The organism is Streptomyces sp. NPDC047002, from assembly GCF_040704505.1.
Classification (GTDB): domain Bacteria; phylum Actinomycetota; class Actinomycetes; order Streptomycetales; family Streptomycetaceae; genus Streptomyces.
The window spans coordinates 120,927-133,686 of sequence record NZ_JBEYWC010000009.1; the positions used below are offsets into that span (position 1 = coordinate 120,927).

Below are 12,760 nucleotides of genomic sequence, written 5' to 3' on the forward strand. Positions count from 1 at the left end.
CAGACCTCGGCCACGGCCGCGCACGGCGCCGCCACCCGCCCGAGACCCTGTCCGACTGTGCACGAGAGGTCCTCCACATGCACCAGCGCAGACCGAGAGGGTCCGTACGCGCGGCCCTCACCAGCGGCGTGCTCGCCGCGGGTTGTCTCACCTTCCTGCCCGCCGCTGCCGCCGCGCCGGGCCCGGGACACGCCGGCACCCGCCAGGCGGAGTTCGCCGCTGCCGCCGCCGCGTACCACGTGCCCACCTCCGTCCTGCTCGCCGTCGCGTACCAGGAATCCCAATGGGACGCGCACCAGGGGCAGTTCAACACCGGCGGCGGCTACGGTCCGATGAACCTCACCGACGTCACCCCCGCGATGGCGGGCGCGGGCGGTGCGGGCGCCGCAGGCCGCGGCGACCTCGGGACGTTCACCAAGGACCCCGCCCTGCACACGCTGACCGCCGCCGCCCGCCTCACCGGCGCCCCCGCCGCCGCGCTGCGCACCGACAGCGGCGCCAACATCCGTGGCGGCGCCGCGCTCCTCGCCTCGTACGAGAAGGCGCTGACGGGCGGCACCCCCGCGGACCCCGCGCAGTGGTACGGCGCGGTCGCCCGCTACAGCCAGGCGTCCGACCGCGCGACCGCGGGCGCCTTCGCCGCCCGGGTGTACGGCACGCTGCGCACCGGCGCGGGCCGCACCGCCGACGGCGGCCAGCGCATCGCCCTCGCAGGGCAGCCCGCGCTGCGGCCCGCGGCCTCCCAGCTCACCAGGGCCTACCCCAAGCCGCCGGCGCCGGGCGCGCCCGCGGCCCGGGCGACCGAGTGCCCCGACACGGTCGCCTGCCGGTTCATCGCCGCCGCGCCCTCCAACGGCCAGGTCGCCGACCGCCCCGACGACTCCATGGCCATCAGGTACATCGTCATCCACGACACCGAGACCTCGTACCAGGACGCCGTCGACCTGTTCCAGAAGGCGGGCGGCGACTCGGCGCACTACGTGATGAAGGCGTCCGACGGCTCCGTCACCCAGATGGTCCCGACGAAGGACATCGCCTTCCACGCGGGCAACTACTGGTTCAACATGCACTCGATCGGCATCGAGCACGAGGGCTTCGCCGCCCAGGGCGCCACCTGGTACACCCAGGCCCAGTACGAGGAGACCGCCGACCTCGTCACCTACCTCGCGGCCAAGTACGGCATCCCCCTCGACCGCGAGCACGTCGTCGGCCACGACAACGTGCCCGCGCCGGGCGACGGCACCGTCGCCGGCATGCACTGGGACCCGGGCCCCTACTGGGACTGGAACCGCTTCATGGCCCTGCTCGGCCACCCGGTACCCGGCAAGCACGGCGTGGGCCCCGCGGGCACGGCGGTCACCATCACGCCGTCCTTCGCCGACAACGTCCAGACCTCCACCATCTGCCCCGCCGACGACCCGTCGGGCGCCACCGAGAAGTGCCACGACAGCAGCGCGCCTGCCAACTTCCTCTATGTGCGCACCGCGCCCGAGACCGACGCGCCGCTCGTCTCCGACCCGTACCTGCACACCGACGGCGCGGGCACCACGGGCATCGCCGACTGGGGCGGCACGGTCTCCGCGGGCCAGCAGTACGTGGTCGCGGGCGCGAAGGGCGACTGGACGGCGATCTGGTACGCGGGCCGCAAGGGCTGGATTTACAACCCGGGCGCCCGCAACACGAGCCGCGCGCCCGGCGCGCTGGTCGTCACCCCCTCGGGCAGCGGCGCCGCCGGCGTCTACGGCGCCGCCTACCCGGACAAGGACGAGTACCCGTCGGACCTCTCACCGTCCACCATGGCGCCGCTCGGCAAGTACACCGCACCCAAGGGCCAGGCGTACGTCGCCACCCGGCCGCCCACCGGCACGGACGACTACTTCGCCACCAGCGGCACGGTCGTCACCGGCGCCCGCACCTTCTACACGGTGCAGTTCAACCACCGTGTCGCCCTGCTCGACGCCGCGGCCGTCCACGCCTCCCCCAGCAAGTAGCACTCGGCCCCGTGCCCCGCTCCCCGTCCCGCCCGCCGCGCACCGGGCGGGACGGGGAGCACGGACGCGCGGGGGAGGGGCCGGGGCGCGGCGCGCCGCGGGCTCACTCCCAGGGCAGCGTCCGCCACGGGCTCTCCTGATCGGCCGTCAGCACCCGGTGCGGCTCCAGCACGGCCGCGTATGCGGGCCCGGACTCGTCGGCGCCGACCCCGAGCACCCGCCCCAGCGCGTACCCCGCGGAGAAGTCCGCCCACGAGGTGTGCCGCGTCCCCGCGAGCGCGCCCGCCCGCAGGATCGCGTCCCGCGCCTCCTGCCCGCCGCACAGCCGCGCACCGAGGCCGCGCCGCGCGAACGCGACAGCCCGCCCGAAGTCGTACGCCGCCGTGCTGCGCACCCACCCGTCGGGCGGCAGCAGCCCGTCGGCCCTGAACCTCGCCTCGTGCCGCGCGATCCTGCCGACCGCCCCCTGCACCGCGAGGCCCGAAGCCTCCGGCATGCCCCGGGCGCCGAGCACCGCGGCGCAGGCGTCGCGCCACACGTCGAGCGGTACGCGCTCGCCCTCGGCGCCCGCGAGCCGCCGCCGCACCCCCAGCGCGAACTCCGGGCCCGCGGGACCGCTGCGCGTCGTGAGCAGGGCGTCCATCCGGGAGCGCCACTGCGCGGGCGTCGCGGTGGCCCACGAGGCGCGCAGTACCCGCGCGTCCAGCGCGTAGTCGTCGTACGCGTCGCCGATCTCGTTCCACGGCACGCCGTCGCGCACCGCGAGCGGCGCGCCGCACGCCAGAGCCTGCGCGAGCAGCCCCGCCGTCGGGCCGCCATACTTCGTCAGCAGGGCAGCCCTCCGGGCGCCCGCGCCCTCGGCGGCCCGCAGCCAGTGCCGCCGGTGGCGGTGGCGGGCCGGGAACGTGCGCTCCGAAGGCGTCCCCGGGTTGACGCACAGCCCGAACCGCCCGTCGGGCCACAGCTCGGCCAGCGCCCGCAGCGACGTGCGCTGCACCACGGCGTGCGCCCGCCGCGGCAGCCGCGCGCCCGCCGTGCGCACGGCCACGCACCACGCGCCTCTGCGGTCCCTGCACGTGCCCCAGCGCACCGAACCCCCGGCGTCCGCCTGCTCCTTCGGCACATAGAGGAAGAGGTCGCACCCCGCGAGCAGGCGCAGGTACGCGTCCCGGTCGTCCGCTCCGAGCGTCGCCCGCAGCGCCCGCTCGATCCGCGTCGGCGGCTGCCACGGCCGCGCGAACGAACGCACCCCCGCACCCCGTGTACTGTCCACCGGCCGACCCTACCCGGGTCGCGTCGTGAAAAGCCCGTCCGGTCCTGGCGCACCCGGCGGAACCGCACGCGCCTCCGGCACGTATTCCCTGGTGTGCCGCACAGCGAGCGCCGTACAGCGAGGGGCGACCATGGCCGAGTTGACACCCGGAGGAAACCAGCAGCTGCCGGATGGCGCGCTCACCCTGCGCGTCACCGGACCCTTCGACATGTCCGCGCTGGTCACGGGCGACGAGCGCACGGTGGACGGTGACGCCGACTTCGTCTTCTTCAACCAGCCGTCCGCGCCCGGCGTCGAGGTCTCACCCGGCGGCGCCGCCCACACGGTTCGTGTCGAGCCGCGCAGGCTGCGGCCGGGGGCGAGCCGCGTCACGGTCGCGCTGAGCCCCGCCGAACCCGGCGTCCCGCTCGGCCGCCTGCCCGCGCCCGTGCTCACCGTGCTCGGCCCCGGCGAGCCACCGGCCACCGTCGCCACCTTCCGCCCGCCGCCCGCGACCACCGAGACGGTCCTGCTGCTCGCCGAGGTCTACCGGCGCGGCACCGGCTGGAAGATCCGCGCCCTCGGCCAGGGGTACGCGGAGGGGCTCGCGGGCCTCGCCCGCGACTTCGGCGTCGACGTCGAGGAAGACGAAGACGGTGCAGGCGGTGCAGGCGGTGCAGGCGGTGCAGGGGCCAGCGCGGGGACGCCCGAGCGCACGGACGGCGGCATACCGGCCCCGCCGCAGCGCCGGCCCGCGTACGTCCCGACACTGACCGACCTGCGCGTGCCGCCGCCCGCCGCCGACCCCGAGGGGTACGCGGCGCTCGTCGGCGCCGAGCGCGCCGCGGCGGGCGCCCCGCCCGTCGCCCTCGACGAGCGGCTCTGCGCGGCGGCCGCCGGGCACGCCGCCGCCATGGCCGCCGCGGGCGCGCTCGCCGTGGAGACCCCGGACGGCGTCTCGCTCTACCAGCGCGTCGACCTGGCCGGCTTCGCCTGCCTCGCCCTCACGGAGCACCTGGTCTCCGGGCCGCGGGACGCGGCCGGGTTCGTCGCGTACTGCCGCTCGCAGCCGCACGGCAGGGCGCCGTTCGCCGATCCCGCCTACACCCGCTTCGGCATCGGGCACGCCGCAGGCGGAGCGGGCGAGGTGTTCTGGGCGGCCGTGTGGGCCTCGCCGCTGACCCCGGCGGGCCTCGACGGGCTCACCGCCGAGGTCGTGCGCCTCACCTGCGCCGAGCGGGCCGCCGCAGGACTCGGCCCGCTCGCCGCCGACCCGCTGCTCGCCCGCGCGGCCCAGGCGCACAGCGCGGACATGGTCGCCAGGGACTTCTACGCCCACACCGACCCGGAAGGGCGGCAGCCCTGGGACCGGGCACGCGCCGCCGGCGCCGCGCACCGCGGGATCGGCGAGAACATCGCCTGCGGCCAGCGCTCGGCCGCCGAGGTGGTCCAGGGCTGGATGAACAGCCCGGGCCACCGGGCCAACATCCTCAGCCCCGACTTCACCCACATCGGCGTCGGCTACGCCACGGGCAGCAGGCTCGGCACGTACTGGACCCAGCTGTTCGGCAGCACGGGCTGACCGCCCGCACTGCCCGCGCCGCCCCTCCGCTCAGGCGGCCGGCGCCGGCCGCGCGTCGAGGCGCCGCATGACCGCGTGCAGCTCGGCGGGCAGGTCGCCCGGCTTGCGGGCGGTGAGGAACGGGCCGTCCTGGACGACCGGCTCATCACCCCAGGTGCCGCCGGCCGCCTCGATCTCGTCGCGCACCTCGTACCAGGACGTCAGGCGCCGCCCCGCGGCGAGGCCCGCCCCCACCAGGAGCTGGGGGCCGTGGCACACGAGGCCGACCGGCTTGCCCGCGTCGCCGAAGGCCCGTCGGAGGCGGCGTTCGCCCTCGCCTTCAAGCGCGAACTGGGCACGCCGCCGGGCGCCCACCGGGCGGAGGCCCGCGGCCGGGACGCGAAAACCGCCGGCACCTGACGCGCACAGCAGAAGACCCCGGCCGCGGGCCGGGGTCTTCAAGAGTGTCCGAGGGGGGACTTGAACCCCCACGCCCGATAAAGGGCACTAGCACCTCAAGCTAGCGCGTCTGCCATTCCGCCACCCGGACAAGGTGTCTGCCGGCGGCCCGTGGCCGTTCCGACGTGGAAAACCATAGCAAACTTCGGGGGGCCTTCGATCACCCCGGTGCTCGGGGCACCATGGGGGCATCACCAGCAACGATCGTGGGAGTGAGCAGCGTGAGCGAGCCGAGCGCGGAGCGGGCCGTCGCGGGCGAGGACGAGGTCGTGGACCTGTGCCGCGACCTGATCAGGATCGACACGAGCAACTACGGCGACCACTCGGGCCCGGGCGAGCGCGCGGCCGCCGAGTACGTGGCGGAGAAGCTCGCCGAGGTCGGCCTCGAACCGAGGATCTTCGAGTCGCACAAGGGCCGGGCCTCCACCGTGGCCAGGATCGAGGGCGAGGACCCGTCGCGGCCCGCGCTGCTGATCCACGGGCACACCGACGTCGTCCCGGCCAACGCCGACGACTGGACGTACGACCCGTTCGCGGGCGAGATCGCCGACGGCTGCCTGTGGGGGCGCGGCGCGATCGACATGAAGGACATGGACGCGATGACGCTCGCGGTCGTGCGGGAGCGGATGCGCAGCGGCCGCAAGCCGCCGCGCGACATCGTCCTCGCCTTCCTCGCGGACGAGGAGGCGGGCGGCACCTACGGGGCGCGCCATCTGGTGGACAACCACCCGGAGCTGTTCGAGGGCGTCACCGAGGCCATCAGCGAGGTCGGCGGCTTCTCCTTCACGGCGCGCGAGGACCTCAGGCTCTACCTGGTGCAGACCGCGGAGAAGGGCATGCACTGGATGAAGCTCACCGTGGACGGCACGGCGGGCCACGGCTCCATGACCAACACGGACAACGCCATCACCGAGCTGTGCGAGGCCGTCGCGAGGCTCGGCCGCCACCAGTGGCCGGTGCGCGTCACCAAGACCGTGCGCTCCTTCCTCGACGAGCTGTCCGACGCGCTGGGCACCCCGCTCGACCCGGAGAACATGGAGGCCACGCTCACCAAGCTCGGCGGCATCGCCAAGATGGTCGGCACGACGCTGCGCAACTCGGCGGCGCCGACCATGCTCGGCGCCGGCTACAAGGTGAACGTGATCCCCGGCCAGGCGACCGCCCACGTGGACGGCCGCTTCCTGCCGGGCTTCGAGGACGAGTTCCTCGCCGACCTCGACCGGGTGCTCGGCCCGCGCGTGCGGCGCGAGGACGTGCACGCGGACAAGGCGGTCGAGACGACGTTCGACGGACACCTGGTCGAGGCGATGCAGACGGCGCTCAGCGCCGAGGACCCGATCGCGCGCGCCGTCCCCTACATGCTCTCCGGCGGTACGGACGCGAAGTCCTTCGACGACCTCGGCATCCGAGGCTTCGGCTTCGCACCGCTCCAGCTGCCGCCCGACCTGGACTTCGCCGGGATGTTCCACAGCGTGGACGAGCGGGTCCCGGTGGACGGCCTCCGCTTCGGCGCCCGGGTGCTCGACCGGTTCATCGACCACTGCTGAGCCCCCGCGCCGGGGCGTCGGGGGCGCCCGTACGGCACCGGCCGGACGCGCGATTCGCTCGTGCGTCCGGCCGCTCGCGGAGAAGGGTGAATCCGACCATAAGCTCGTAGCCTCATTACTCCCTCCTCGTTACAGGTGTGCGGTCCGCAGCTGGGGCCGCGCTTTGCCAACGAGGAGGAACAATGCTCAAGAAGGTCGTCGCGGCCGCGGCAGTCACCGGTGGTCTGGTGCTCGCGGGCGCCGGTGTGGCCTCCGCCGACGCGGGCGCCCAGGGCGCCGCGGTGCAGTCTCCCGGTGTCATCTCCGGAAACGTGATCCAGGTGCCGGTGCACATCCCGGTGAACGTGTGCGGCAACACGATCAACGTGATCGGGCTGCTGAACCCCGCCTTCGGCAACACCTGCGTCAACGCCTGACGTTGTAGGTCGGCCCGCTACAGGGCCTGAACCCGGTGGCCCCGGAGTGCACGCCATGCGCTCCGGGGCCGCGCGGGTATCGCGCCGCCGGTACGGCCGGAGGCATTCCGCTTTGCAGAAGGCAGGGATCAACAGATGAGACAGGGCACGCGCAAGGGTCTGATCACTTTCGCGGCCGCGGGCGGCGTACTCGCCCTGGGCGGCGGGGTGGCACACGCCGACGCGGGAGCCGAGGGCGCGGCCGTCGGTTCGCCGGGGGTGCTGTCGGGCAACAACGTGCAGGTACCGGTGCATGTTCCGGTGAACGTGTGCGGCAACACCGTCAACGTCGTCGGGCTCCTCAACCCGGCGATGGGCAACACCTGCGCCAACACATCCCAGGGCGGCGGCTCGCACCAGGGCGGCGGCCACCAGGGCGGCGGCCACCAGGACGGCGGCGGCTCCCACCAGGGAGGCGGCCACCAGAGCGGCGGGGGCTCCCACCAGGGAGGCGGCCACCAGAGCGGCGGGGGCTCCCACGCGGGCGGCTCCCACACCGGTGGCGGCGCGCACGCGGGCGGCGACACCTCGGGCTCTCCCGGCGTCGGCTCGGGCAACGGCATCGGCATCCCGATCGACATCCCCGTGAACGCCTGCGGCCTCGGGATCAATGTGCTCGGCATCGGCAACCCGGTCACCGGCGAGTCCTGCGAGAACACGGAGACGCCGCCCGCGCCCCCGGCCCCGCACGCGCCGCACCACCCGGCCACCCCGCCGGCCCCGGTCGTCCACCGCACCACCCCGCCCGCGCCCGAGACGCCGAAGACGCAGCAGGTGGCGGAGACGACGCCGCAGCTCGCGCACACCGGCTCCACGGGCCTCGGCATCGCCGTGCCCGCCGCCGCCGGCATGCTGCTCGCCGGCACGATCCTCTACCGCCGGTCCCGCGCAGCCGCGTAACGACGGCCGCAGGATGGGTACGCACGAAGCCACGGGCGGGCCCCGCACCCCTCACACGGGCGGGGCCCGTCCCGCTGTCACGGGACGGGCCGGGCTCACCAGGTGGCGCGCACCTGTCGGATGATGCGCCGGCGCAACCGCACCCTGCGGCTGCCGTCCCGGTGCAGGCTCAGTCGGTCCAGTTCCCAGTGCCCGTACTCGGCGTGATCCGTCAGCAGACGGGTCGTCTCCTTGCGGGACACCCCGCGGGGGACGTACACATCGACAAATTCGTATTCCGGCATCGCATCTATTGTGCGACCAGACCCTGGATACGGATAGCGTCTGCTCCATGTCTGATGCTGCGCAGCCCACCGCTGCCGACGTACGCGCCGCCGCCGAGGCGGTCAAGGCCGCACTCGACCGGCACCTCGCGGCCGTCGAGAACCGCACGGGTGAGGACGACCAGGCGGTCTCGGACGCGTTCAACGCGCTCGCGGCTGCCGCCGAGGTCTACGACGAGCGGCTCTACAACCGGTACGACGAGGTGACCCCCTTCGAGATCCCGGAACCCGACGACTCCCTTCCGCCCTACGCGGGCCCCGAGGAGCCGCACGCCCTGAGCGTCCTGATCCGCCGCGACTACGCGGTGGCGGAACCGGAGCGGCTGCTGGCACAGGCACAGCGCATCGCGGACGCCGACGACGACGTGCTCTCGGCGGCCGGCGCCGCCGCGGTCGTCGGCGGCAGCGTCCACGCGGCCGTCGGCGTCCTGTTCGGCGAGTACGAACCCGACGAGATCGCCTCCCGCCACAAGGAGTTCGGGCTCGAGGAGGGCGACTCGACCCTGTGGGTCTCCGCCCAGGACGAGCTGCCGGAGCCCGGCGAGTGGCTGTCGTCGCCCTTCGAGCAGGCCGACCCGCAGCAGGTCGTCTGCCGCTTCGACGTCAGCGCGGTCTTCGACGAGGACGACCTCGACTCCGACGACCTGGAGGAGCAGGAGGTCTAGGCGGGCACCGCGCCCCGGGCGGGCCGGGCACCCCCGGCCCCTTCCGGTGGCGCGCCACGGCCGCCCCGCCCGCCGCGGTGGGGCGGCCGCGGTGCGTCCGGCGCCCTTACGGCACGGTCACAGGCCCAGGCACGCCGGGCCGCGGCGACGGTACGCCCCGGGGCACGACCGCTGGGGCGGGCAGCGGCGGCGCGCCCGCCAGGACGCGGCCCCATGGGGGAGACCGCACCGACGGCACAGGCCGGGCACGACCCCGAGGCCGCGACCGCGGCCCTACGGGGCGGGCTCGGGCGCGAGCAGCGCCTCGATCAGGGGGCGCAGCCGGGTGGTGCGCACGGCTGCGGGGCCCTCGCCCTCCGCGACGGCCTTCGGCAGGGCCTGGTCCGCGCCGTGCACCACGGACAGGTGCCGCTCGCCCCGCCCGAACGCCGTGTACACCCACGAGCGCGTCAGGGCCTGCGCCGCGTCGCCCGGCAGCACCACGACCGCGGCGGGCCACCGCATCCCCGCCGCCTGGTGCGCCGTGAGCGCCCAGCCGTGCCGCAGCTCGGCGTCGACCCGCTCCTTGGCCACCGTCACGGCAGGACCCGGCGTGCCGGGCCCCTCGGGACCGTCGAGCAGCACCCGCAGCCCTTCGGCCTGCGCCGAGTCCACCACGCCCTGCACCGTACGGCCCGGCGCCGGCACATAGGCCACACGGTCGCCGGGGTCGAAGCCGCCGAAGCGGCCGGGGCCCGGCGCGAGCCGCTGCTTCAGCGCCGCGTTGAGCGCGCGCGTGCCCGCCGAGCCGCCGTGGCCCACCGTGACCACCTGCGCCTGCCCCGCCGCCAGCCCGAAGGCGCGCGGCACCGAATCCGCGACCAGCTGCACCGTCCTGTGCACCGCCTCGCCCGCGTCACGCACCGGGACGATCACGATCTCCTTGTCCGGCGCGGGCACCTGGGCGAGCTCGCCCACGCCGATGCCGGAGACCAGCTCGCCGATCGGGCCGGGGTCCGGCGTGCGGGACGCGACCTGCGGGCAGACCCGCGCGGCCAGCAGGTCGGCGAAGACCCGTCCTGCGCCCGCCGAGCCCAGCACGCCGGGGTCCCCGCTGAGCAGCAGCCTGCCGCCGTCCGGCAGGGACTCGACGAGCACGGCGGCCGACTCGACGTCCAGCTGCGGCGCGTCGAGCACCACCAGCAGGTCGACGCCGAGCGCGCCGTCCGCGTCCCGCCCGGGGCCCGCGGCGCCCGACAGCAGCTCCGGCACGGTGACGGCGTCCACCGCGCCCCCGGCGCGCAGCCGGTCCCTGCCGTTGTCGCTGTGCGCCGCGACGGCCGTACGCAGGCCGAGCGCGCGGGCCGCCGCAGCGACGGCGACCGGCTCGGCGCGGGCCGCCTCGCCGCCGGTGTGCAGCACGAGCCCGTGGCCGGCGACGGCCCGCAGCAGCTCGGCGGCGGACGGCGACGGCGCCGCGCGCTCCGCCTCGGCCCACGGCTCCGCGGGCAGCTCCCCGACGGTCTTCACCAGCCGGGCGAGGCCGTCGGCGAGGCTCTCCTCTGCGAGCGCGTAGCGGTCGAGGCCGAGCAGCACGGGCGCGGCGTCCGCCCCGGCCTCCTCGGGGGTGTCGGCGCCGCCGTGCCCCTCGCCTTCCGGGTCCCCGGCCTCCGCGGCCTCCTCGGCCTCCACTTCGTACGGTTCCCCCTCGTCGCGGAAGACCAGCACCGCGCCCTCGGCGGCTGCGCTCCGCACCGCGCCCTCGGGGTCCGGCACGCCGTACTGCCCGAGCCCGGTCCTGACGGACGCCGCTTCGAGCGCCGTGTGCCCCTGGACGGCGGCGCGTTCGAGCAGCCAGACCACGAGCGCGACGGTCCGCCGCCCGTCGTCGGGGCCGCACGCGGCGCCGAGCAGCGCCCTGGCGAATCCGTCGGCTTGCTCGGGCCGCACCCCGGGCACCGCGAGGAGCTGCCACGGGTCCTGCCTCAGCACCCCGGCCGCGCCCTCCCCGAGCGCCGCGACCGCAGGGCCGGCCAGCGCCTCGGGCGCGCCGCCCTCGCGGAGCACCGCGGCCGCGGCGCCGACCGCCCCGGGGTCGGGGCGCGCCGGGGACTGCGGAGCCGTACGGGCCTGGGCGGGCGGCTCGGCGGGCCGCGTCTGCGCCGGCTGCGGTGCGGGCCGTACCGCGGCGGGGTCGGGCGTGCCCCCGCTCTCGACGGCGCGGACCGCCGCGAGCAGGTCGGCGGCCCGGCCGCTGAGCCCGCTCCCCGCCTCGACGGGGCCCGCCTTCTCCGCCTTGCGGCGCTCGATCCGCGCCCGCAGCTCCCGCTGCGCGGCCAGCTCGGCCTGCGCCTCACTCACCCCGCCCGCGTCGCCACCGGCGCCCGCGTCCGCCGACCCGGCGGCCTCGGCGCCCCCGCCCGCTGCGGCGCCCTCGGCCGCGCCGACGGTCCCGGTCGCCTCGGCGGCCCCGTCCGCCTCAGCCGTCTCGTCCGTCCCGTCCGGTCCGGCCGTCCCCGTGCCCCCTTCACCCTCGGTGTCGGCCTTCTCGGCAGCCGGGCCCGCCCCGGCGGGCGCCTCGGCGGGCTCCGGGGCGTCGACGGTCGCCTCGGCCGCGTCGCGGTCCGTCGTCACAGCGTGCTCCAGTCCTGGTCGGGATAGCGGTGCACCGGGGCGGACACATCGTCGAGCGCCCGGCAGATCTCGTCAGGAAGACTAAGGCCCTCCACTGACAACACCTCGCTGAGCTGGCGCGCGTTGCGCGCGCCGACGATCGGGGCGGCCACCCCGGGCCGGTCGCGCACCCAGGCGAGCGCCACCGCGAGCGGGCTGGTCGCCAAGCCGTCCGCGGCCGTGGCGACCGCGTCCACGACGCGGCTCGCCGCACCGTCGAGGTACGGCTCCACGAACATCGCCATGTCGCTCGCGCCGCGCGAGTCCGGCGGCGTCGTGTGCCGGTACTTGCCCGTCAGGACGCCCCGCCCGAGGGGTGACGAGGGCAGCAGCCCGACGCCGAGGTCGAGCGCTGCGGGCAGCACCTCGCGCTCGACGCCGCGCTGGAGCAGCGAGTACTCCATCTGCGTGCTGGCGAGCCTGGTCCTTATGCCCGGCGAGGCCAGCTGCCACGTCGCCGCCTTCGCCAGCTGCCAGCCGCAGAAGTTGGACACCCCCGCGTACCGCGCGCGCCCGCTGGTCACCGCGATGTCCAGTGCGTGCAGGGTCTCTTCGAGCGGTGTCTCGGGGTCGAAGGCGTGCACCTGCCAGAGGTCCACGTAGTCCGTGCCGAGCCGTTCGAGCGAGGCGTCGAGCGCGGCGAGCAGGTGGCCCCGCGAGCCGTCGAAGCGGCGGTCGGGGTCCGGCACGCTCCCCGCCTTCGTGGCGATCACCAGGTCCTGGCGGGGCACGAGCCGCTCCACCAGCTGCCCGAGCAGATACTCGGCGTCCCCGCCGCTGTACACGTCCGCCGTGTCGATCAGCGTGCCCCCCGCTTCCCAGAAGGCCTTCAACTGATCCGCCGCGTCGTGCTCGCCGGTGTCCCTGCCCCAGGTCAGGGTGCCGAGCCCGATACGGGACACGCGCAGTCCCGTACTGCCGAGATGCCTCTGCTCCATGGGGGCTGAGGTTACTG

The 12,760-nt window shown here is 75.8% G+C and carries 12 protein-coding genes and 1 tRNA gene; 7 read left to right on the plus strand and 6 right to left on the minus strand.

Annotation, left to right across the window (positions count from 1 at the left end; genetic code table 11):
* The first annotated feature begins 77 nt into the window (after nt 1-77).
* Nucleotides 78-1,991, plus strand: coding sequence for a peptidoglycan recognition family protein (locus tag AB0910_RS11850; RefSeq protein ID WP_366744398.1), 1,914 nt, complete (start codon nt 78-80; stop codon nt 1,989-1,991).
* A 103-nt stretch (nt 1,992-2,094) separates the two neighbouring features.
* Here the strand turns inward: AB0910_RS11850 and AB0910_RS11855 are convergent, their stop codons facing one another.
* Nucleotides 2,095-3,264 carry a DUF1266 domain-containing protein gene (locus AB0910_RS11855; RefSeq protein ID WP_366744399.1) on the minus strand — a complete coding sequence of 390 codons (1,170 nt, stop codon included), beginning with the start codon at nt 3,262-3,264 and terminating at the stop codon, nt 2,095-2,097.
* A 130-nt stretch (nt 3,265-3,394) separates the two neighbouring features.
* On the opposite strand from AB0910_RS11855, the gene AB0910_RS11860 reads away from it, so the two are divergent.
* The gene (locus tag AB0910_RS11860) at nt 3,395-4,825 is read left to right on the plus strand and encodes a CAP domain-containing protein (RefSeq protein ID WP_366744400.1); all 1,431 of its coding nucleotides are present in this window, start codon (nt 3,395-3,397) and stop codon (nt 4,823-4,825) included.
* 30 nt (nt 4,826-4,855) lie between these two features.
* On the opposite strand, the gene AB0910_RS11865 is transcribed toward AB0910_RS11860, so the two are convergent.
* On the minus strand, nt 4,856-5,083 hold the full coding sequence (locus AB0910_RS11865) for a DJ-1/PfpI family protein (RefSeq protein ID WP_366744401.1): 228 nt from the start codon (nt 5,081-5,083) through the stop codon (nt 4,856-4,858).
* Here AB0910_RS11865 and AB0910_RS11870 point away from each other — a divergent pair.
* Nucleotides 5,075-5,224: a hypothetical protein gene (locus AB0910_RS11870; protein ID WP_366744402.1), complete on the plus strand. Its 150-nt coding sequence runs from the start codon at nt 5,075-5,077 to the stop codon at nt 5,222-5,224. The two genes, AB0910_RS11865 and AB0910_RS11870, sit on opposite strands and share 9 nt — an antisense overlap.
* 45 nt (nt 5,225-5,269) lie before the next feature.
* On the opposite strand, the gene AB0910_RS11875 is transcribed toward AB0910_RS11870, so the two are convergent.
* Nucleotides 5,270-5,354: transfer RNA gene (locus AB0910_RS11875), tRNA-Leu, on the minus strand.
* 130 nt (nt 5,355-5,484) lie between these two features.
* On the opposite strand from AB0910_RS11875, the gene AB0910_RS11880 reads away from it, so the two are divergent.
* The 3 genes from AB0910_RS11880 to AB0910_RS11890 all read left to right on the plus strand — a co-directional run bounded on the left by AB0910_RS11880 (nt 5,485) and on the right by AB0910_RS11890 (nt 8,165).
* Nucleotides 5,485-6,810, plus strand: coding sequence for a M20/M25/M40 family metallo-hydrolase (locus AB0910_RS11880; RefSeq protein WP_366744486.1), 1,326 nt, complete (start codon nt 5,485-5,487; stop codon nt 6,808-6,810).
* A 182-nt stretch (nt 6,811-6,992) separates the two neighbouring features.
* Nucleotides 6,993-7,226 (plus strand): chaplin ChpH, encoded by a 234-nt coding sequence (chpH, locus tag AB0910_RS11885; protein ID WP_345655678.1) that lies wholly within the window; start codon nt 6,993-6,995, stop codon nt 7,224-7,226.
* A gap of 135 nt (nt 7,227-7,361) precedes the next feature.
* Complete coding sequence (locus AB0910_RS11890; protein WP_366744403.1) at nt 7,362-8,165, plus strand: chaplin; 804 nt, start codon at nt 7,362-7,364, stop codon at nt 8,163-8,165.
* Between the two features lie 95 nt (nt 8,166-8,260).
* On the opposite strand, the gene AB0910_RS11895 is transcribed toward AB0910_RS11890, so the two are convergent.
* Entirely contained in the window at nt 8,261-8,449 is a 189-nt protein-coding gene (locus tag AB0910_RS11895) for a DUF5703 family protein (protein ID WP_345655674.1), read from the minus strand.
* Between the two features lie 47 nt (nt 8,450-8,496).
* Between AB0910_RS11895 and AB0910_RS11900 the strand changes: the two genes are divergently transcribed.
* Entirely contained in the window at nt 8,497-9,153 is a 657-nt protein-coding gene (locus AB0910_RS11900) for a hypothetical protein (protein ID WP_366744404.1), read from the plus strand.
* A 273-nt stretch (nt 9,154-9,426) separates the two neighbouring features.
* Here AB0910_RS11900 and AB0910_RS11905 read toward each other — a convergent pair whose 3' ends face one another.
* Nucleotides 9,427-11,766: a helix-hairpin-helix domain-containing protein gene (locus AB0910_RS11905; protein WP_366744405.1), complete on the minus strand. Its 2,340-nt coding sequence runs from the start codon at nt 11,764-11,766 to the stop codon at nt 9,427-9,429.
* A complete protein-coding gene (locus tag AB0910_RS11910) occupies nt 11,763-12,743 on the minus strand; it encodes an aldo/keto reductase (protein ID WP_366744406.1) in 981 nt (326 codons plus the stop codon). The genes AB0910_RS11905 and AB0910_RS11910 overlap by 4 nt, the downstream gene beginning before the upstream one ends.
* Nucleotides 12,744-12,760 lie beyond the last annotated feature (17 nt).

What these genes read in the sequence shown, in the direction of transcription:
- AB0910_RS11850 (WP_366744398.1), top strand. Translation starts at nt 78, where the DNA reads ATGCACCAGCGCAGACCGAGAGGGTCCGTACGCGCGGCCCTCACCAGC.
- AB0910_RS11860 (WP_366744400.1), top strand. Translation starts at nt 3,395, where the DNA reads ATGGCCGAGTTGACACCCGGAGGAAACCAGCAGCTGCCGGATGGCGCG.
- chpH (WP_345655678.1), top strand. Translation starts at nt 6,993, where the DNA reads ATGCTCAAGAAGGTCGTCGCGGCCGCGGCAGTCACCGGTGGTCTGGTG.
- AB0910_RS11890 (WP_366744403.1), top strand. Translation starts at nt 7,362, where the DNA reads ATGAGACAGGGCACGCGCAAGGGTCTGATCACTTTCGCGGCCGCGGGC.
- AB0910_RS11895 (WP_345655674.1), bottom strand. Translation starts at nt 8,449, where the DNA reads ATGCCGGAATACGAATTTGTCGATGTGTACGTCCCCCGCGGGGTGTCC.
- AB0910_RS11900 (WP_366744404.1), top strand. Translation starts at nt 8,497, where the DNA reads ATGTCTGATGCTGCGCAGCCCACCGCTGCCGACGTACGCGCCGCCGCC.
- AB0910_RS11910 (WP_366744406.1), bottom strand. Translation starts at nt 12,743, where the DNA reads ATGGAGCAGAGGCATCTCGGCAGTACGGGACTGCGCGTGTCCCGTATC.